The sequence below is a fragment of the Paraburkholderia caribensis genome (genome assembly GCF_002902945.1).
Taxonomy (GTDB): domain Bacteria; phylum Pseudomonadota; class Gammaproteobacteria; order Burkholderiales; family Burkholderiaceae; genus Paraburkholderia; species Paraburkholderia caribensis.
Genome location: NZ_CP026103.1, coordinates 59,156 through 76,821, shown reverse-complemented (window position 1 = coordinate 76,821; position 17,666 = coordinate 59,156). Strand labels below are relative to the sequence as shown.

The window sequence follows — 17,666 nt, the reverse complement described above, 5'->3', positions numbered from 1 at the left end:
CCTCACAGGAGGCCTTGTCATGCGTCACCTGCCGGACTTGCAGCGAAGCCGCATCAGCGACGTTTCACAGGCTCAATTGCTCGCGCTCTTGCACAACGACGTGCTGACGCGCGAGAGCCTCGCGCTCTTGCCGCCCGTATTGCTGATCGCGGTGCTGCATCTTCATACGCATGTCGGCTGGGATGCGTGCTTCGCGATCGTGCGGCAGTTGAACAACGACCACGGCAGGCATATGCGCGAACTCAGCACTGCGCTATCGCTGTTGAGATCGCTACGCGGCACGCGGATACTCGATCCGCTCGCATGGCAAGCCGCAGCGCGCCGCATCCTGCACGCGATGGCAAACGAGCATCGGGCTCTCCATTCGATGCCAAGGCGAGCGGCCTTATTCCGTGTCGTGCGCGGCGGCTTGCCCAGGCGCAATCGCGTGACGTTCACGCTGCGGCCTGCCGGTCAGCTGCTGGAGTTGTCGCATTACTGGCTCGGCGCCAGAGCGTCGGTTCCGTTGACATGGTTATGACGCTTACGCCACGTAGCGGGCGGCTGGCCGAACTCGCGCCGGAACGCGCGGTGGAACGCCGATTCCGATTCGTAACCGACTTCCTCGGCGATCGCCGCAATCGCCTTGCTGCTGTACGACAGTTCCTGCGCCGCGACGATCAGACGCCAGCGAGCGAGGTATTGCATCGGCGGTTGGCCTAGCAGTTCGCTGAATCGCGCAGCAAATGCAGACCGCGACAGGCCGACTTTTCGCGCGAGTTCGTCGACGGTCCAGTTGTAGGCAGGCTGCGCATGCAGGATCGACAGCGCGCGGCCGACGAACCGGTCCTTCACGCCCGCGAGCCAGTTCTTGCGGTCAGCCGGCAGGTCGTCGATGCAGCGCCGCACGGCCCACACGAACAGCAGTTCGGACAAACGCGACAGCACGATAGCGCTGCCTGCGCGCCGTTGCGCCGCCTCGGTCGCGGCATAGCGCAGCGACGCCTCGATCCATGCCGAGTGCGCATCGTTGCGAACATCGACTTTGAAGAGGCGCGGCAGCGAGCCGAGCACGGGGTTGGTCAGCGCATCGTCGCAGGCGAGAAAGCCGCATAGCAGGCTGGTCCGGGCGCCGCCTCCACCGTACGAGAGATTCAATACTTCGCCCGGCATGGCAGCCAGTTGCGATTCGATGAGCGGTCCGGCGGGGACAGGCGTGAGATCGACTGCGCTACCCATGATGTGCGCCTCGCCTTGCGGCACGACGAGCAGTTCGCCGGCGCCGACGCAAATGGGGGGCTCGCTGCAGTCGGGCAGTCGCGCCCAGCACGTGCCTTCCGTGATCAGATGATAGGAGACCACACGGTCCGACTTCGGCAGATAGGCTGTGCACAACGACTGATCCGCGCGACCGATCATGCACCACGGCGCCGTCAATTCGGCATGAAGATAAACCGCGCCGCCCAGGCGCACAACGCGCAGCACGTCGGAAACAGCATCCATGAAGCACCGTCCTTCATTTTCGGCATTTTGCTGAAAGACGGCACATGTGCCGTCTTTTGCAAGTTCACCGAAAGGATACTCCGTTCGCTGCGTGCAAGTGCGCAGCGCGCATTGCGTGCATTGCACGCCCCTAAGCGTGACATAAGCTTCGACCGGTACGATCGGGCGACCGTTTGCTACCCGGGTTTCCATCCCGACGCGCCCACAGCATGAATACACTTGAAGCCTTCAATCAGGCGCTCTTTCTCACGATCAACGCAACCACCTCGACGCCACACTGGCAAATCGACATCGCGTCATTCATCGCCGACTATGTGATCTATGTCATTCCGCTGGTGCTCGCCGCACTCTGGCTCTCCGGCATCCGGAACAATCGCGCGACGGCGCTGCGCGTATGCAGCGTCGTGCTGCTCGCGCTCGGGTTCAATCAGATCATCGGTCATGTCTGGCTGCATCCGCGGCCGTTTATGATCGGGCTTGGGCATACGTTCATCGAGCATGCCCCGGATTCATCGTTTCCAAGCGATCACGGCACGGTGTTCGCCTGCGTCGCGCTGACCTTGCTGTTGGCGGGCACGCGTTGGTACGGCGAGCTAACGCTCGCTGCGGGGTTGGCCGTCGCGTGGGCGCGCGTGTTCGTCGGCGTGCACTATCCCCTCGATATGGCGGGTGCCGTTGCGATTGCGTGCGTGGCGTATGGCGTCGTCACGCCGCTTTGGTCGCTGGTGGGTGAGGCGGTGACGGACGGGATGATTGCGCTGTATCGGAAGCTGCTGGCGTGGCCGATTGCGCGCGGATGGCTTGTTCAATGAAGCCGGAACGCGCTGCCGGTCAACGACGTCGAAACGCCAGTCAAAAGACAAACCGCGACAGGCGGTCCGTCATATGACGGCGCAGGTCGCGGCGGACTCAGTCAAGCAGTTGCGCTGGCTATCGCGCCAGCGCTTTACGCATTAGTGGTGTTCGAACACAGGCACCGAGTAAGCGCTCGGGGAGAACGACGCACGTTGGCCACCTTGCGACGAACCATCTGCAACGCCGCCGACACCGCTGTTTTGCACGCCGTTGGCAGCGTCGACCTTTGCTTCTGCGGCCTGAATGTTGGCCGGGTATTGCGTGTCGCTGCTATTCGACGGGACATAACCCGCTTTTTCCAGTTGCACCAGCTCGGCGCGGACTTGGGCACGGGTCACGGGCTGGCTGGATTGAGCGAATGACACGACCGGAACAGCGAGGACAGCAGCAACTGCAAGAGCCTTGATGAGCGATTTCATGATCATTACCTCCAGATTCGTTTTCGGATGCTTCGAACTGTTTTGTTCGTCGCGTTGAAAACAGTGTAGGAGTATCGGCTCTGCAGATAAACATCTGATCAACCAACTCACAGTTTCAGGAAACGTTATAAACCGCCCGAAACTGGTGCGCGATGCAGTCGGGATCACGTCAATCGGCTGCTCGATGCAGCAGTTCGAGTTCGAAGCTCAGGCCGTGCAACTCGATCCAGCGTCGCGCCCACGTCAGCGCGCATTGCATCGCCTCGTCCGGCATGTCGAACTTCGGGCCCACCAGCCCTGAGCGCGCGACGCGCCTGCCGTCCCGCGTGATCTCGGCCCAGCCGCGAAACATCGCGTCCGGCGCTGGATCGGCCGCTATGTAGACGACATAACCTCTCTCGTCGGCCACGCGCGCGCCCTTCGCAGCGAGTCCCATCCAGAATGCGCGGCCTGGGTTGTCGGGACGCAACTCGTGCGCGGATTCCTGTTGTGCCGGCGATGCCTGCCACGACGCCTGGCTTTTCCAGATCACGCGCGGTATGCCGCGCTCTTCCATCTGGCCATCGTCGCGTTTCGGCACGGCCTTTTTGCTCACGCATGGCGCGTCGGGCACGTACGAAAAATTGCGTCCCACCTTGCTCAGGACGCGGATCATCTCGGCGATCTTGCCTTTGAGCCGCCACTCTTCGAAACGGCAGCGGCAAGTCGGTTGCGACGGATAGTGCGCGGGCAGCTTCGACCACGATTGCCCCGTGGTCAACACCCATAGCACCGCATTGGCGACGACGCGCGTCCTGATGCGCGGACGCCCACGCTTGAGGACGCCTGCATGCGGCTGCGCGCTGAGAATCGGTGCGACCAGCGACCACTCTTCGTTGGAAAGCTCCTCGAAATGCATTGCCTTCTCCAGACCTGTCTGCGCGTCCCGTCCAGCCCAAGCGAAAGTCCGATGTGTGCTATCAGCAAGCGACACACGCACGCGCGTTGACATTGACCCACGCCGCAATGTTTGATGCAGTCAGGATTGGCAACGGGTTCGACGTCGCGCCCGCTGAATCTCGCGTCAGGAAATCCCTAACGCAAAGCGAACGGGAGATGAGATGGACCAGCAACCAACCGCGCCGCGCTTCTCATCCGTCGATGCGCAAGCGCTGCCCTGGACACCGTCGGCATGTGCCAGCGGCGTACAGATCAAGAATCTCGGCAAAGCCAACGGGCGCGCGATGCAGCTCGTCCGCTTCGACGCGGGAACGGTGTTCCCGATGCACCTGCATACGGGACCGGAGTTCGTCTACATGCTCGAAGGCGAGGCCATTCAGAACGGCCAGCGTCTGTTGCCGGGATGGGTGGGCATCGCCGAAGCAGGAACGGTCGAAGATCGCTTTAGAAGCGATACGGGTTGCGTGTTTCTGTTGATCTACGATCTCGCGCAGCGCTTTTGCTGAGCGTGCATGGCGTGTCGAAACACTCGCTACAAATGCTTACAAAGCCGTTGCGGCGTTACGTGCACCGCGCCCGTTCGAGCGGCGTTATTGCAGGCACACACCAACCGTGGAGCCCACGATGAGCGCCGACGTCACAAACAGCAACAGCATTGCGCAACGCAGCCGTATTCATCCCTTGATCGCGGGCGCGGCTGTGTCCGTGATTCTCGCCAGCGTCACCGGTGTTGCAGCGATGACGGGCATTCTGCCCGTGTCCCACGCAACACCCCCGGCCAACGAGCAGGTCGCGACCAACGCGGCGCAAGCGGCAAGCATGCCGCTCGCCGCTGCCCAGCAAACGGGCGCGGTGCAGCAAACGAATGCCGTGCAACCCGCCGCGCAACCCGCCGTGCAGCCGGCCACGCAGCAAGCGGAGACTCCCGCGCCCAAGCCTGTTCATCACACGCACAAGCCGCGCGTCGCACCGGCTCCGCAATATGCGAATGGCGACTACTCGCAAGCGTCTGCGCAATCGGCAGGGACAAGGCAAGTCGCGGCAGATCCGTATGCGGGCGAAGTCGTGGCTATCAACGCTGTGCAATCGTCCGAGCCGACGACGGGTCTCGGCGCGGTCGGCGGCGCCGTTGCGGGCGGACTGATCGGCAATCAGTTCGGCGGCGGGCGCGGGCGTATTCTCGCCACCGTGGCGGGCGCTGTCGGCGGGGGAGTCGCGGGCAACGGCATCGAACACGCCGTGCGCAAGCAGACGAGCTACCAGGTGCAGGTCCGCATGCAGGACGGCAGCTATCGCAACTTCACTTACCCGACGCAGCCGCAAGTGCAGGTTGGACAACGCGTGCATGTGTCGGGCGACTCGCTCACGGCTTCCTGATGATTGCGTGACACCGCCCGCAAATGGCGGGCGGTGACGTGCGCCGGTTGTCCGGCGCCCGTTACCTGGCGTTACACACGCAACAGGGCGGAAGCAACATGAGAACGACTGCATTTCTACAATGCCGTTCACTCGCCATTGAATGGCATCCATCTGCAGACGCCCCGAACGGAGCACCACGTTGAAACACCTGACACTCATCTGCGCGGCCGGACTCTTCGGCGCATGCGCGTCCACGGCTGCATTCGCTCACGTCGATGTCGGCGTCACGTTCGGCGTGCCGGCGCCCATCTATGTCGAGCCGGCGCCTGCCGTTGTCTACGCACCGCCGCCGCCCGCCGTCTACGCGCCGGCGCCCGTCTATTACGGCGACGGCTACGGATACGGATACGGCTATCGCGACGACCGCAGGTGGCACGATCACGGCCACCATCGCGGCTGGCATCGTCATCACGACGATGACGACGATTAAGGCACGCTGATTCACCGCTATTTCCAATAAAGCATTGCCATGCGACCAGGCGCCGTGGTAGAAGCACGGCGCAAAGTTATGTCGACAGGAGCATGCGGTGAAAAGAACCGCCGATAAAAGGCTACAAGTGGTTGCGGTACGAGTGGACCCGGCGATCGAACGGAGACTGAGGCTACTGGCCGAAGTCACGGGACGCCGGCAGTCGTTTTTTCTGCAGCAGATGATCGAGAGCGGCATCGCCGCGATGGAAGAGACGTGGCTGCCGCCCGCCGTACTCGCGCAGGTCCGCGATGGCACGCTGCCGTCCATGGAGCCGGAACGTGTTCCCGCGCCGGATCTTTTTGACGATCTGTTCGCCGATCAGGACAGCTAGCGCGATCGCTTCAACACGCGCCGAACGTGTTGCGGATCGCCGCAACGAGAGCTTCCGCGAGACGCGGGTCCGATGCCAGATGACCCGCGTCGACCAACCTGCCATGTACGGCAGGCACAGCGCGCATCAGGCGGCGCAGATTATCGGGTGGACAAACGGGATCGCGAGATCCATGCACCGCGTGCACCGCGACACCCGATGCGACCGCCTGCCTGGCGAGCGCGATCAGCCGACGTTCGCCGAGCCAGCAACCGTGGGCGAGGTAGTAGGCTTGAATGCGGTACTTCGCTGTCGTCGCATCATCGTGCTTCGAGGATGTTCGCTTGTGAGCCGCAGTCTTGTGCATTAACACCGCGTTTTCATATGTGCGCCATGCGGCAGCCACGGCATCGGCACGCCCGCGCGATTGCGATCGCATCGACCGTATGCAGGCCGATGGCAGCGCAGGCGCGCGCCCGCAGCACGCTGCTCGCATCAACGCTTGCCACGCACGCGGCGCACGAAACCGCGACCTCACGAACAGGCGACGCACTTCACGTTCCGACGTGAGAAACAGCCCGCGCAACACGACGCCGCTAACGGACGCGGGATATGTTCCCGCGTATGCCAGCGCAAGCGCCGCGCCCCACGACCCGCCGACGACGCCCCAGCGCGCGATGCCCAATTGCGCGCGTATCGCTTCGAGATCGCGGATCAGATGCCGCGTGTCGTTATGGCGAAGGCTGCCACGCGGCGTCGATGCACCTGTGCCTCGCTGGTCCACCATCACGACGCGAAAACGCGTGAGGTCGAACAGACGCAACACGCCAGGCTGACTGCCGCTTCCCGGTCCGCCGTGCAGCACGACGACCGGCGCACCGTGTGGACCGCCGTGCACGGTATAGGCGATCGCGTGACCATCGCGATTGATCGTTCGATGCATCGTGTCGTGTGAACTCATGTGCGTTCCCGGCGCTGAACGCGTGTTCTGAAGGATGAATCTTCGCATGCCCGATTCCCGCCGACCGCCTCGCCAGCAACCGATCCTTTCGTCCGGCTAACAGCGTCAATAATGGCGCGCGTCTTGCTTTTCACTCCCGCGATGCCCGCACGACGACAGGCACGATACAGGAGGAGACAATGCGCGACGATGCGAAGACCACCGGATCGCTGACCAGCCGGGAAAGCGGCTGGCTCACCCCGTCGATCCAGAAAGCGCACGAGCGGTCGGAAACGTTCGGGCTGAATGCGGCGATGCGTCCCGACTACGACGTGCTGACGCACGGCGAATTGCGCATGAAGCTCGAACAGAATCTCGTGCTGTGCGCACACGCCACGCCAGTGATGGAAACGCTGCGCGAGCAGATCGCGAACACGCAAAGCATGATCGTGCTCACTGATGCGCAAGGGCTGATTCTGCATTCGATCGGCGACGACGATTTTCTGCAGCGCGCCGAGAAGGTCGCGCTCAAGGCGGGCGCCAACTGGGCCGAGGAACGGCAAGGCACGAATGCGATCGGCACGGCCATCGCCGAGCGCACGGCCACCGTCGTGCACGGCGATCAGCACTATCTCGCCGCTAACCGCTTCCTGACCTGTTCCAGCGTGCCGATCCTCGATCCGTACGGCGATCTGGTCGGCGTGCTCGACGTGACGGGCGACCATCGCAGCTACCATCAGCACACCATGGCACTCGCGAAGATGTCTGTGCAGATGATCGAAAACCATCTGTTCGCGAACACCTTCCGCAACACGCTGCAAATCGCGTTTCATGGCCGCCCCGAGTTTCTCGGCACGCTGATGGAAGGCATCATGGCCTTCACGTGCGACGGGCGCTTTCTGTCCGCGAATCGCAGCGCGCAGTTCCAGGTCGGGCTGCCGCTCGCGGCGATGCGCGCGCACACGCTGTCGTCGCTGTTCGGGCTCACCACGCCGGAGTTGATCGACCGCCTGCGCGCGAGCCACGGTCATCACATCACGCTCGATCTGAACAATGGCACGGTTGTGTGCGCGAACGTCGAGTTTCGCCGCCCGACGCTCGGCAGCGAGACCACATGGCCCGCCGACGCTGCCGCCAGCGCGCGGCCCGCCGCTGCGCGCGCGCCGCAGACCAAAGCCGCCTCGCCCGCCAACGCGCCGTCGCGGCTCGACTCGCTCGACACGGGCGATCCGCAGGTTCGCGCCGTCGTCGCGAAGGTGCGCAAGGTGCTGGGCAAGGACATTCCCATCCTGATCACGGGCGAAACGGGCACCGGCAAGGAACTGCTCGCCCAGGCCATCCATAACGATTCACCGCGCCGCGCGGGCCCGTTCGTCGCCGTCAATTGCGCATCGATACCCGAAAACCTGATCGAGTCGGAGCTGTTCGGCTACGAGGACGGCGCATTCACGGGCGCGCGGCGCAAAGGCGCGGTCGGCAAGCTGCTGCAGGCCAACGGCGGCACGCTGTTTCTCGACGAGATCGGCGACATGCCGTATCCGTTGCAAGTGCGTTTGCTGCGCGTGCTGCAGGAACGCGTCGTCGATCCGCTCGGCTCCAGCAAGTCGATTCCCGTCGACATCGCGATCATCTGCGCGACGCACCGCAATCTGCGCGAAATGATCGTGCAGAACCGGTTCCGCGAGGACCTGTACTACCGTTTGAACGGTCTCGTCGTCAGACTGCCGCCATTGCGCGAACGCACCGATCTCGCCATCGTCATCGAGCGGATGCTGCAATCGGTGCCGTCCGATGAAATCGCAGGCGCGCCGCTCAGCGTCGCGGACGACGTGAAGACGCTGTTCGAGAAATGCGCATGGCCGGGCAATTTCCGCCAACTCGGCAATCTGCTGCGCACGGCAGCCGCGATGGTCGAGGACGACGGGCAAATCCGCCGCGAACATCTGCCCGACGATTTCTTCGACGATCTGCGCGGCAGTTCGGCACTGGCGGCGCGTGCGGCAGACTATCCGTTGCCGCTGCACGACGCCCGCATGCAGGACGTGCAGGCCTGCGCGATAGCCGCGGCTGTCGCGCGGCATAACGGCAACGTCTCAGCGGCGGCGCGCGCGCTCGGCATTTCGCGCAACACGGTGTATCGCAAGATGCCGTCCCTGTGCGCCGCCGATCCGCCAAACAGCGGCGCGAGCGAAAACTAGCACGGTCGTCCGCTGTTGCAGGCTGTTGATTTTTGCAACACCTGTGCTCCGAATATGGACAGCGTGTTCACTGAGAATTTCTCGCACATCGCGCGAATGCCCTTCGGCATGGAGCTTGCGTTCAACAGCCCCGACCGCGGCTCAACCACGGTTCTTCGTCAAACCCATCCAGGAGACAGCCATGCAATGGACTACGCCCGCCTACACGGATCTGCGTTTCGGCTTTGAGATCACGATGTATATCGCCAACCGCTGACGTCGCGCCGATGCGCCGCCGCGCATCGCGTGCGGCGCTTCGCCTGCCTTCGCGAACGCTTCAGCCTGCTTTGTGACCGGCGCCCGACGCCATTGATCAAGACCCGACGCCATGATGCCGATGCCTGCGAACACCGGTGCGAGCGAGCGCCCAAGGCTCCGTGAAGTTTTCCGACTGCAATGGGAGCCGGTCCAGGACGCATATGTCCTGCTGTATCCCGAAGGCCTCGTGAAACTCAATCCGAGTGCGGGCGAAATTCTCTCGCGCTGCGACGGTACGCGCGATCTCGATGGCATCATCGGCGAGCTCGAAGCGCTCTTCAATGCCTCCGGTCTGGCGACGGACGTGTATCAGTTCATCGATCATGCGCGGCAACGCGGCTGGCTCGATTGACATGCGCGCGCAACCACGGATGAACCCGAGGGCAGCGTCATGTCCGATCTGATGATGTTTCTGATCGTCGGTGGTTCGCTCGGCGTGCTGGCGTTGCTGTCGGCCGTCATCTGGATACTGATCCTGCACAAGTCGCACACGGAATGGCGGCTTGCCGCCGACAACTATCGCTTTACGTCGTCGGCGTGGAACGGGACATCCGCGGATACCCCATCACAACCGGCGCGCTAGCAGGCGGAAACACACGCCACATGCCGTCGCGATGTCGAAAGAAATGAATCGCGACATCGCCTTCAGGACGATGCACGTAGACACGCACATGACAGCGCCGCCCGCTGCTGTCGCATCCGAATCTGGCAAAGCTGACTGTGGACGGCGGCATGTGCGCAAGCCATCGCTCGACCATCGCCCGCAAACTGTTCATGACATGGCACCCGCTGTTTGACGATACGACGCAGCGGCCCGATACCTCAACTCCGCTCATCGTCGCACATGCAGTGTGCGAGAAGCATGCCATCAGGCACGCGGCATTCGTCGCGAACAGCGGGCATACGGCGCACGTGTGCTGTCACATACGGCAACAGGTGAACTGTCCGCTGCTCCACGATGCAACACACCGCGCGCCACTTCCCCATGCGCGATAACCAGACGCGCACGCGTATCGATACACCACGCGCCAATTCTCAAGGATAGCCAACCAATGGCATGCGACTTGCCTTTACGACCTCGCAGCCGCCACGCAAGCCAACAATGCTTTGCTGACAGGCGTCGCACGATAACTCACCCACAACGATGTTGGATAGGAGACAACGATGAAGACAAGTACGGCTTCGGCCACACGGCTCGCGATGCTCGTCACGGGCATCGTGGCGGCAATCAGTATGAGGCCCGCAACAGCAGCCGCGGACGACTATCCCGCCGTGACCTACGAGCGGCTCACGTCGGCGCAAAGCGATCCCGGCTGGCTCACGTACTACCGCACCTATAACGGCCAGGCGCATTCGCCGCTCAAGCAGATCGACACGTCGAACGTGAAGAACCTGAAGCAGACGTGGGCCTACAAGTTTCCTGCGGAGCTTCAGCAAGGCTTCGAAGCGACGCCCATCATCAACGGCCGCTACCTGTTCGTGACGACGCCCAAGGACAACGTCTACGCATTCGATGCCGCCACCGGCAAGCAGTTGTGGAAGTACGAACCGAAGCTCGGCGCGGAAGCGTTCAAGAACGCGTGTTGCGATGTCGTGAACCGGGGCGTCGCGCTGTACGGCAAGAACGTGTACGTCGCGATGCTCAACGGCGAAGTAGTCGCGCTCGATGCGCAAAGCGGCGCGCTGGTCTGGAAGAAGCAGATGTTCGAGCCGGCCACCGGCTATGCATTCTCGCTCGCGCCGCTGGCGCTCGACGGCTCGGTCGTGGTGGGGAGTTCGGGCGGCGAGTATGGCGCGCGCGGGTTCATTGCGGCGCTCGATCCCGGCAACGGCAACGTGCAATGGAAGCGCTACACCGTGCCCGGCGCGAAGGAGCCGGGCGGCAACACGTGGCCAGACGGCACACAGGAGCATGGCGGCGCGCCCGCGTGGCTGACGGGCACGTTCGATCCCGCCAGCAAGACGCTCTATTGGGGCGTCGGCAATCCGGGGCCGTGGCTCGCGGATCTTCGCCCGGGCGACAACCTCTATTCGGACTCGCTGCTCGCGCTCGATCCGAAAACGGGGAACCTCAAATGGCATTACCAGTACACGCGTCATGACACGTGGGACTACGACGGCGTCAACACCCCCGTGCTCGCCGACATCAAATACGAAGGCAAGGACTATGACGCGATCATCCATGCCGACCGCAACGGCTTCTTCCATGCGATAGACCGCAGCAACGGCAAGCTGATCTACGCGCGCCCGTTCGTGAAGGCGACCTCGGTCACCGGCTACACCGCCGACGGCAAACCTGTGCAGGACGAGTCGAAGTATCCGAAAGCGGGCACGACGATCGAAACCTGCCCGAGCTTCCTCGGCGGCAAGAACTGGTGGTCGGTTTCCTACGACGCCGACAAGCACATCGCGATCATTCCGGCGCTGCATGCGTGCATGTCGCTGTCCGGCAAGTCGGTGACGTACATGGAGGGCTTGCCGTACCTCGGCGAAGGCTTCGAGATCAAGCCCGAGCCTGGCAGCAAGGGATACGGCGAGTTGCAGGCCATCGACGTGAATACGGGCAAGAAGCTCTGGAGCCACTGGAGCAAGCTGCCCTGGAACGGCGGCGTGGCCACCACGGCAAGCGGCCTCGCGTTCAGCGGCTCGCTAGACGGACACCTCTACGCGTTCGACGTCACGAACGGCAAAGTGCTGTGGCAAAGCCCGAAGCTCGCGAGCGGCATCATCGCGCAGCCGTCCGTGTTCGAGATCGACGGCAAGGAGTATGTCGCGGTGCTGGCGGGCTACGGCGGCGCCAATCCGATCTGGGGCGGCCCGATGGCCAAGGCCGCCGACAAGGTGCCGCGCGGCGGAACGCTGTACGTGTTCGCGCTCAACCACTCGTGATCTTTCCGGAAGTCCAGACATGAACCGTTCTCTCAATCGTATTCCGGCAGCGAGCGTGCTCGCTGCCTGTCTCGCCCTCACGTCGATTCACTCGATGGCGGCGGTGAAGGTTTGCACGTTTCCCGGCAGTCCGTCGGCGGCGCTGGACGAAGCCGTGGCGCGCAATGCCTTTGCGCAGGCTGGCATCGCGGCGACCCTCGTCAGGCACGGCATCGGCGAAGGCGACGACGACGGTGTCTCGCTTCGCGAACTCGACAAGACGCTTGCTCGCGGCTGTGACGTGATCGCAGGCTTTCCTCGCTCGGATGTGGCCGATGCTTCGAGCAGCAAGCTGCAGTTCTCGCACGGCTACCTGCGCGCGGGCTATGTCAGCATCGAAGCACCCGACGCCAATCCGCAAGGCGCGGCGAAGAACACGGTCGCGGCGACGTATGCGAGTCCCGCGCAACTGATCGCCGTGCAACAGCCGAGCGTCACGCTCGATCTGGAGAACACGTCGGCATTGACCGTCGAAGCCGTGGCGAAAGGACAGGCCCAACGCGCGATCGTATGGTATCCGGCTGTCGTCGCGTACCGGCTTGCGCATCCGCAACGGCGCTTCACGGTCGCCGCCGCCCGCTCGCCCTATGCGGACTGGCAACTGGTGTTCGCATTCGGGCCGCGCACGGCGGCGCTGCGCGAGCGGATCGATGCGGCGCTCGACAGGATGTCGGGCAATGGACAGCTCGCCGGCTTGACGCACGACTGGACGATGCCCGCGCACGCGCTCGACGCCACCGCGCTCGACGACGAGGCGCGCTTTCGCGACGGTCCGTCTGCGTCGCGTGCGTCCGCGCGACGCGCGCTGCTGGCGTCGGCGAATGCGGACAGCGCGGGCCGCTTCGTCAAGATCGCCGCCGACGCGGCGGGCGCAACACCCGCGTTCGACCAGGCGCAAGCGACACACGGCAAGATGCTCTATTCGGCGGCGTGCGCGAAATGCCACGGCGCGCAGTTGCAGGGCGTGACAGCGCCCGCGCTGCAAGGGCCGGCGTTCGCACCGGCGTCGAATTCGCATCTGACGATTGGCGGCGTGTTCACCTACATGTCGACCAACATGCCCGCTGACAAGCCCGGCAAGATGAAGGATCAGGATTACGCGGACATCATGGCGTTCCTGCTCTATTCGAACGGTTATCGGGCCAGCGGTGCAAAAATGACGGCCGACAATGCGCGCGCGCTGGCGACGCCGCTCAATGCCGGAGCCGGAAAGTGAGGCTGTGGTGATTGCCTGATGCTAACGCGTGGGCTTGGGGCGTGACGATCTTCGTCGTCACGCATCTCGTCCGCGCCTCGCCACGAGCATTACGCAACCGCTTCTTAACATCGCGTCTGTTGCTTCGACGATGCGCATGTTGGCGGCAGACACGCCGACGATTTGCCTCAGGGCACGCAGGGATGTCCTAACATCATATTGAGTCGGCGCCACGTAGCAAGAATAGTCGTTTCCCGTTTTCCGTCATCACGACAGGCGCCATCGATTCGCAACCCTGTCATCCCGATGAGACGGTCAGCTTTTCTCCTCGCACCCATCGCTGGGTTGACGGCCGCGACGCTGGTCAGCGCGGCGATCCGTCACGACCCGGATTCCGCGCCGCCGCTTGTCGCGCCAGGCTCGGCCGCGACTGCGAGCCTCGCAGAACCCGGACACCGCGACCTCGATCAGCTGTTGCGCAGCCACGGCATCGATCCCGCTTCGAACAAGGCGCGCATCATCCTCGCGTGGGTGGAGAAGATCCAGCACGACCCCGTCATCGCGTCGGATGCTCGCGGCGGCGCACGGCACGTCGGGCAGATCTTCCTCGACTCCAGAACGCGCGAGGAATTCATGTCGAACGGGCTTGCGCACCTCACGCCCTCGGATCGTCTTCAGTACGTGAAGCTGTTGACCAAATTCCTCGACGAGCTGGTTCCCGTCAACTGCTTCGGCCTCGACGATATGCGCGCGGTGATGAACCGCGTCTCGCTGCGCGACATGCCGGATACGGACGTCGATCAGTATTTCAGCCTGCTTTTCAAGGTGCTGATCAACGACGCTTCGAATGCGCCCTTGCCTGCGCCGACGCCGCAGCAGTATGCGGCGGCGGAGCGTCAACTCACGCGGACACTGATCGCCGAGTTGCACGGCGATCAGGTGAATATCGAGCGCTTCGCGTTCTATGCGTCCAACCCGACGCTCGCAACACCGTCCGACGTGTGCTGGACGACGCGCGTGACCTTGCACGCGATCATCGCGATGCCCGAACCGGAGCGCGATGTCGTGCTGCTTCGGACGATGGCGCCGCGCAAGCGGCAAGACCCGTCGCCGCCAGGACGCCTCGGCACACCGGCGACGGCGTTTCCGCCGCCGGCATCGTCGGCGCCTGGCGGTGTCCCCGCGCCATAGCGACACTCGAAGCACGCGTTGCCTCTCGTGCGGAAAGCGGCCATTTGGTATCTTTGCGAATGCCACCAACCGTCGAGCGTTGTATGAAGCCAGTGAAACCGTCCGAGGCGCAGCGATGCGCGTAGGCAAACCCGTCAAGGCGCTGCCGCAGCCGCTGTGTGATTACTGCGGCGCGAAAGCCGTGCTCGCGCGCGCGGGCGAGGAAAGCTATCCGTATCGCGACGATCACGGTCCCGTCTGGGTCTGCACGCCATGTCAGGCGTGGATCGGCATTCATGCGCGCAGCACGCGGCATGTGCCGCTCGGACGCCTCGCCGACGCCGCATTGCGCGACGCCAAAAGCCGCTTGCACGACGCGCTCGAACCGCTCGTCGCCGGCAAGGTGCGGCGCGACGGCGTCAATGCGTTCGAAGCGCGCGCGAAAGCGATTCGCTGGGTTTCGACCGAGCTGGGTTTCGATCCGCTGCCCAATTCGATTCACACGCTTTCGCCCGATCAGTGCGAACAGGCGCTGCGCTATGTCGAGGCGTTCATGGCTGCGCGGCGCGCTAGCTGAGCCCCGCCGCAATCGGCGCGTCGATCACTCGCGCGGCCAGACGCCCGACGTGCCACGTCGATGACTATCGACGAGATGCGTGTCCACGATGCCCGTCGCTTCCATCAGCGCATGCATGGTCGTCGGTCCGACGAATACGAAGCCGCGCTTGCGCAACGCCTTGCTCAACGCGAGGGATTCGGCCGAGGTGGTCGGAATCTCGGCGATCGTTCGCGGCGCGGGTGTCGCGTGCGGCTGGAACGACCAGATCAGCGCGGCGAGACCGCCCGCATCGCGCAAGCGGATCGTCGCGGCAGCGTTGGTGATCGTCGCGAGGATCTTTGCCCGGTTGCGTACGATGCGCTCATCGTTCATCAGGCGTTCGATGTCCTTTTCGCCGAACCGTGCGACCACGTCGGGATCGAAGTTGGCGAATGCTTCGCGGAACGCATCGCGCTTGCGCAGGATGGTCGCCCACGACAGTCCCGACTGAAACGCCTCCAGGCTCAACCGTTCGAACAGGCCCCGCTCGTCGCGCACGGGCATGCCCCATTCGGTATCGTAGTAATGCTTGAGCAGCGGATCGACGGATGCCCAGGGCGGACGCGCGAGACCATCGGCGCCAATGACCGCGTCGAGCGGTTGCGGCTTTTTCGGACGCGCCGCTTTCCTTGCAGCGGCGTGCGCCTTTTTTGCGGCGGGCTTCGGGGGGGAAGTTGTTTTCTTCATCGTCGGTGCCCATATGGGGCGTAGAGTCGGCGGCATGGTTCCTGAAGCGCGCCTATTGTCGTCTTGCTCGCCGCTCATTCGCAAGCGTCGGCGAATCATTCAGCAAATACATCAATCGCAGCGCACGCACCCGCGGCCCACCTGGCGCGCGCCATGCAAGCTGCGGGACATTTGCGTATGCTTGTGCGTATCCACAGTGCCCATATATAGGAGTGCCCGTCGCCGGCAACGCTGGAAACGGGCCGTCAGACTCGTGTGGCAAGCGTCAGCGCTGGCCGCGCCTATCAAGGAGAGATTCACACATGCCCGCGTACGAAAAAACACCGGAAGCAGTCGCCCGACTCACCGCCGAACAGCGTCGCGTGACGCAGGAAAGCGGGACGGAACGCCCTTTCTACAACGAGTTCTGGGACAGTAAGGATGCCGGCTTGTATGTCGACGTCGTTTCCGGCGAGCCGCTTTTCACGTCGATGGACAAGTTCGACAGCGGCTGCGGCTGGCCGAGCTTCACCAAGCCCCTCGAAGACGAGCATGTCGTCGAACTGCGCGACATGAGCCACGGCATGATCCGAACCGAAGTGCGCTCGAAACATGGCGACAGTCATCTCGGTCACGTGTTTCCCGACGGGCCGCGCGAAACAGGCGGGCTGCGGTATTGCATCAATTCGGCGTCGCTGCGCTTCATTCCCGTGTCGCGGCTGGAAGAAGAAGGTTACGGGCAATACCGGAACCTCTTCGAAGTCGCGAAGAAATAGGCCGATGCGCGACGTACATTGGCGTATTGCGCCTTAGCACGTCGCGTCTGGCGAGATCGGACGCGCTAGCTCACAACGGGCAGCGCTTCGATCACGTCGCCGAGTCCGATCGTGCCGCCTTTCACGACGCGTGCCGTAATGCCGCCGAAGCCACGCACTGCGTTGTAGCCGCCCACGCCCAGCACTTCTTCCATACGCGAACACGGGTGGCATTCGCCCGTCGTTTGCAGCACGGCATCGCCGATGCGAAATTGCCGGTCTTTCAACGCCATCAGATTGATGCCTTGCGTCACGATGTTGCGTCGCACGTCGATTGCGGCAACGTCGCTGCGTCCCAGATGACTGGCGATACTGCGCAGGCTTTCAGCCTGAATCAGCGTCACCTGGCGTGCGCCCGCGCGGCTCGCGTAGTGATCGCCGACAAGTCCCGCGTCAACGTCGATCTGCGCCGTCTCGACCGCCGACATCGCGACTTTTCGCCGCGGCCGCAAGCCTATCCAGACCACCTTGCCGGGATGGATCGGACCGTTGATCAAGCGCGCGAGCGGCGACGAGGGGTTGAGCGGCATAGACGTCCTGCAGTTGGGTTTGCGGTGGATTGAGCGCCTGGGCTGGGTGGCAGCGGCGCCCGTCTTTATACTATCGCCCATCTGACAACAGGAACCGGAAATGAAACGAGCAGTAGCCGCGGCGGCGCTCGCCGTCTGCCTCGCGCAACCGTCGACGCCGACGTTCGCGCAGACGGTCGCCGACCAGTGTTTCGCGATCGGCGATATCGCGGGCCAGGTCGCCTCCTGGCGCCGTCACAAGAAAACGAAGCAGCAGGCGTTGACGCAGGCGCAGACGTATTACAAGGATGCTTCGGACCGTCAGGCGATCACGGCCGTCATCGACAGGATTTACAGCGGCGAAGCCATGACGCCGGACCAGGCGAGCATGCTTTTCACGCAGGAATGCGCCCAGCAAAAAAAACCGGCGGCTACGCAATAAGTGTGTCTGCGC

At 63.5% G+C, this 17,666-nt stretch carries 22 protein-coding genes; 16 read left to right on the top strand and 6 right to left on the bottom strand.

The window, feature by feature from the left end:
* Positions 1 to 19: 19 nt before the first annotated feature.
* Complete coding sequence (locus C2L66_RS29860; RefSeq protein WP_060609682.1) at positions 20 to 520, top strand: hypothetical protein; 501 nt, start codon at positions 20 to 22, stop codon at positions 518 to 520.
* On the opposite strand, the gene C2L66_RS29855 is transcribed toward C2L66_RS29860, so the two are convergent.
* On the bottom strand, positions 475 to 1,482 hold the full coding sequence (locus C2L66_RS29855) for an AraC family transcriptional regulator (protein ID WP_060610663.1): 1,008 nt from the start codon (positions 1,480 to 1,482) through the stop codon (positions 475 to 477). The two genes, C2L66_RS29860 and C2L66_RS29855, sit on opposite strands and share 46 nt — an antisense overlap.
* A 209-nt stretch (positions 1,483 to 1,691) precedes the next feature.
* On the opposite strand from C2L66_RS29855, the gene C2L66_RS29850 reads away from it, so the two are divergent.
* Positions 1,692 to 2,294, top strand: coding sequence for a phosphatase PAP2 family protein (locus C2L66_RS29850; RefSeq protein ID WP_060609679.1), 603 nt, complete (start codon positions 1,692 to 1,694; stop codon positions 2,292 to 2,294).
* 141 nt (positions 2,295 to 2,435) lie between these two features.
* Here C2L66_RS29850 and C2L66_RS29845 read toward each other — a convergent pair whose 3' ends face one another.
* Together C2L66_RS29845 and C2L66_RS29840 are read right to left on the bottom strand one after the other, a co-directional pair.
* Positions 2,436 to 2,756 carry a DUF4148 domain-containing protein gene (locus tag C2L66_RS29845; protein ID WP_035995964.1) on the bottom strand — a complete coding sequence of 107 codons (321 nt, stop codon included), beginning with the start codon at positions 2,754 to 2,756 and terminating at the stop codon, positions 2,436 to 2,438.
* A 169-nt stretch (positions 2,757 to 2,925) separates the two neighbouring features.
* On the bottom strand, positions 2,926 to 3,654 hold the full coding sequence (locus C2L66_RS29840) for a transposase (RefSeq protein ID WP_060610660.1): 729 nt from the start codon (positions 3,652 to 3,654) through the stop codon (positions 2,926 to 2,928).
* Between the two features lie 202 nt (positions 3,655 to 3,856).
* On the opposite strand from C2L66_RS29840, the gene C2L66_RS29835 reads away from it, so the two are divergent.
* The 4 genes from C2L66_RS29835 to C2L66_RS29820 all read left to right on the top strand — a co-directional run bounded on the left by C2L66_RS29835 (position 3,857) and on the right by C2L66_RS29820 (position 5,917).
* The gene (locus C2L66_RS29835) at positions 3,857 to 4,201 is read left to right on the top strand and encodes a cupin domain-containing protein (RefSeq protein ID WP_060609676.1); all 345 of its coding nucleotides are present in this window, start codon (positions 3,857 to 3,859) and stop codon (positions 4,199 to 4,201) included.
* A gap of 118 nt (positions 4,202 to 4,319) precedes the next feature.
* Positions 4,320 to 5,072 carry a glycine zipper 2TM domain-containing protein gene (locus C2L66_RS29830; protein ID WP_060609671.1) on the top strand — a complete coding sequence of 251 codons (753 nt, stop codon included), beginning with the start codon at positions 4,320 to 4,322 and terminating at the stop codon, positions 5,070 to 5,072.
* Between the two features lie 181 nt (positions 5,073 to 5,253).
* Positions 5,254 to 5,544, top strand: coding sequence for a hypothetical protein (locus C2L66_RS29825; RefSeq protein WP_054931458.1), 291 nt, complete (start codon positions 5,254 to 5,256; stop codon positions 5,542 to 5,544).
* Between the two features lie 97 nt (positions 5,545 to 5,641).
* Positions 5,642 to 5,917 carry a hypothetical protein gene (locus tag C2L66_RS29820; RefSeq protein WP_060609668.1) on the top strand — a complete coding sequence of 92 codons (276 nt, stop codon included), beginning with the start codon at positions 5,642 to 5,644 and terminating at the stop codon, positions 5,915 to 5,917.
* A gap of 10 nt (positions 5,918 to 5,927) precedes the next feature.
* Here C2L66_RS29820 and C2L66_RS29815 read toward each other — a convergent pair whose 3' ends face one another.
* The gene (locus C2L66_RS29815) at positions 5,928 to 6,857 is read right to left on the bottom strand and encodes an alpha/beta fold hydrolase (protein WP_060609665.1); all 930 of its coding nucleotides are present in this window, start codon (positions 6,855 to 6,857) and stop codon (positions 5,928 to 5,930) included.
* 179 nt (positions 6,858 to 7,036) lie between these two features.
* On the opposite strand from C2L66_RS29815, the gene C2L66_RS29810 reads away from it, so the two are divergent.
* The 8 genes from C2L66_RS29810 (at position 7,037) to C2L66_RS29770 (ending at position 15,201) form a co-directional block, all read left to right on the top strand.
* Positions 7,037 to 9,034, top strand: coding sequence for a sigma-54-dependent Fis family transcriptional regulator (locus tag C2L66_RS29810; protein ID WP_060609664.1), 1,998 nt, complete (start codon positions 7,037 to 7,039; stop codon positions 9,032 to 9,034).
* Positions 9,035 to 9,215: 181 nt separating this feature from the next.
* The gene (gene pqqA, locus C2L66_RS29805) at positions 9,216 to 9,290 is read left to right on the top strand and encodes a pyrroloquinoline quinone precursor peptide PqqA (protein ID WP_006410019.1); all 75 of its coding nucleotides are present in this window, start codon (positions 9,216 to 9,218) and stop codon (positions 9,288 to 9,290) included.
* A gap of 111 nt (positions 9,291 to 9,401) precedes the next feature.
* Positions 9,402 to 9,683: a pyrroloquinoline quinone biosynthesis peptide chaperone PqqD gene (pqqD, locus tag C2L66_RS29800; protein ID WP_054931431.1), complete on the top strand. Its 282-nt coding sequence runs from the start codon at positions 9,402 to 9,404 to the stop codon at positions 9,681 to 9,683.
* Between the two features lie 39 nt (positions 9,684 to 9,722).
* A complete protein-coding gene (locus C2L66_RS29795; RefSeq protein ID WP_054931430.1) occupies positions 9,723 to 9,914 on the top strand; it encodes a hypothetical protein in 192 nt (63 codons plus the stop codon).
* A gap of 581 nt (positions 9,915 to 10,495) precedes the next feature.
* Positions 10,496 to 12,220 (top strand): methanol/ethanol family PQQ-dependent dehydrogenase, encoded by a 1,725-nt coding sequence (locus C2L66_RS29785; protein WP_060609658.1) that lies wholly within the window; start codon positions 10,496 to 10,498, stop codon positions 12,218 to 12,220.
* A gap of 19 nt (positions 12,221 to 12,239) precedes the next feature.
* The gene (locus tag C2L66_RS29780) at positions 12,240 to 13,475 is read left to right on the top strand and encodes a c-type cytochrome (RefSeq protein WP_060609654.1); all 1,236 of its coding nucleotides are present in this window, start codon (positions 12,240 to 12,242) and stop codon (positions 13,473 to 13,475) included.
* Positions 13,476 to 13,760: 285 nt separating this feature from the next.
* On the top strand, positions 13,761 to 14,645 hold the full coding sequence (locus C2L66_RS29775; RefSeq protein WP_060609651.1) for a hypothetical protein: 885 nt from the start codon (positions 13,761 to 13,763) through the stop codon (positions 14,643 to 14,645).
* A 115-nt stretch (positions 14,646 to 14,760) separates the two neighbouring features.
* A complete protein-coding gene (locus C2L66_RS29770; RefSeq protein ID WP_060609648.1) occupies positions 14,761 to 15,201 on the top strand; it encodes a zinc-finger-containing protein in 441 nt (146 codons plus the stop codon).
* A 24-nt stretch (positions 15,202 to 15,225) separates the two neighbouring features.
* On the opposite strand, the gene C2L66_RS29765 is transcribed toward C2L66_RS29770, so the two are convergent.
* On the bottom strand, positions 15,226 to 15,909 hold the full coding sequence (locus tag C2L66_RS29765; protein ID WP_060609645.1) for a DNA-3-methyladenine glycosylase I: 684 nt from the start codon (positions 15,907 to 15,909) through the stop codon (positions 15,226 to 15,228).
* 302 nt (positions 15,910 to 16,211) lie between these two features.
* On the opposite strand from C2L66_RS29765, the gene msrB reads away from it, so the two are divergent.
* Positions 16,212 to 16,664 carry a peptide-methionine (R)-S-oxide reductase MsrB gene (gene msrB, locus C2L66_RS29760; RefSeq protein ID WP_054931424.1) on the top strand — a complete coding sequence of 151 codons (453 nt, stop codon included), beginning with the start codon at positions 16,212 to 16,214 and terminating at the stop codon, positions 16,662 to 16,664.
* Positions 16,665 to 16,729: 65 nt separating this feature from the next.
* Here msrB and C2L66_RS29755 read toward each other — a convergent pair whose 3' ends face one another.
* On the bottom strand, positions 16,730 to 17,233 hold the full coding sequence (locus tag C2L66_RS29755; RefSeq protein WP_060609643.1) for an MOSC domain-containing protein: 504 nt from the start codon (positions 17,231 to 17,233) through the stop codon (positions 16,730 to 16,732).
* 100 nt (positions 17,234 to 17,333) lie between these two features.
* Between C2L66_RS29755 and C2L66_RS29750 the strand changes: the two genes are divergently transcribed.
* On the top strand, positions 17,334 to 17,654 hold the full coding sequence (locus tag C2L66_RS29750; RefSeq protein ID WP_054931422.1) for a hypothetical protein: 321 nt from the start codon (positions 17,334 to 17,336) through the stop codon (positions 17,652 to 17,654).
* Positions 17,655 to 17,666: the final 12 nt, after the last annotated feature.

What these genes read in the sequence shown, in the direction of transcription:
- C2L66_RS29860 (WP_060609682.1), top strand. Translation starts at nt 20, where the DNA reads ATGCGTCACCTGCCGGACTTGCAGCGAAGCCGCATCAGCGACGTTTCA.
- C2L66_RS29855 (WP_060610663.1), bottom strand. Translation starts at nt 1,482, where the DNA reads ATGGATGCTGTTTCCGACGTGCTGCGCGTTGTGCGCCTGGGCGGCGCG.
- C2L66_RS29850 (WP_060609679.1), top strand. Translation starts at nt 1,692, where the DNA reads ATGAATACACTTGAAGCCTTCAATCAGGCGCTCTTTCTCACGATCAAC.
- C2L66_RS29845 (WP_035995964.1), bottom strand. Translation starts at nt 2,756, where the DNA reads ATGAAATCGCTCATCAAGGCTCTTGCAGTTGCTGCTGTCCTCGCTGTT.
- C2L66_RS29840 (WP_060610660.1), bottom strand. Translation starts at nt 3,654, where the DNA reads ATGCATTTCGAGGAGCTTTCCAACGAAGAGTGGTCGCTGGTCGCACCG.
- C2L66_RS29835 (WP_060609676.1), top strand. Translation starts at nt 3,857, where the DNA reads ATGGACCAGCAACCAACCGCGCCGCGCTTCTCATCCGTCGATGCGCAA.
- C2L66_RS29830 (WP_060609671.1), top strand. Translation starts at nt 4,320, where the DNA reads ATGAGCGCCGACGTCACAAACAGCAACAGCATTGCGCAACGCAGCCGT.
- C2L66_RS29815 (WP_060609665.1), bottom strand. Translation starts at nt 6,857, where the DNA reads ATGAGTTCACACGACACGATGCATCGAACGATCAATCGCGATGGTCAC.
- C2L66_RS29810 (WP_060609664.1), top strand. Translation starts at nt 7,037, where the DNA reads ATGCGCGACGATGCGAAGACCACCGGATCGCTGACCAGCCGGGAAAGC.
- pqqD (WP_054931431.1), top strand. Translation starts at nt 9,402, where the DNA reads ATGATGCCGATGCCTGCGAACACCGGTGCGAGCGAGCGCCCAAGGCTC.
- C2L66_RS29795 (WP_054931430.1), top strand. Translation starts at nt 9,723, where the DNA reads ATGTCCGATCTGATGATGTTTCTGATCGTCGGTGGTTCGCTCGGCGTG.
- C2L66_RS29785 (WP_060609658.1), top strand. Translation starts at nt 10,496, where the DNA reads ATGAAGACAAGTACGGCTTCGGCCACACGGCTCGCGATGCTCGTCACG.
- C2L66_RS29780 (WP_060609654.1), top strand. Translation starts at nt 12,240, where the DNA reads ATGAACCGTTCTCTCAATCGTATTCCGGCAGCGAGCGTGCTCGCTGCC.
- C2L66_RS29775 (WP_060609651.1), top strand. Translation starts at nt 13,761, where the DNA reads ATGAGACGGTCAGCTTTTCTCCTCGCACCCATCGCTGGGTTGACGGCC.
- C2L66_RS29770 (WP_060609648.1), top strand. Translation starts at nt 14,761, where the DNA reads ATGCGCGTAGGCAAACCCGTCAAGGCGCTGCCGCAGCCGCTGTGTGAT.
- C2L66_RS29765 (WP_060609645.1), bottom strand. Translation starts at nt 15,909, where the DNA reads ATGAAGAAAACAACTTCCCCCCCGAAGCCCGCCGCAAAAAAGGCGCAC.
- msrB (WP_054931424.1), top strand. Translation starts at nt 16,212, where the DNA reads ATGCCCGCGTACGAAAAAACACCGGAAGCAGTCGCCCGACTCACCGCC.
- C2L66_RS29755 (WP_060609643.1), bottom strand. Translation starts at nt 17,233, where the DNA reads ATGCCGCTCAACCCCTCGTCGCCGCTCGCGCGCTTGATCAACGGTCCG.
- C2L66_RS29750 (WP_054931422.1), top strand. Translation starts at nt 17,334, where the DNA reads ATGAAACGAGCAGTAGCCGCGGCGGCGCTCGCCGTCTGCCTCGCGCAA.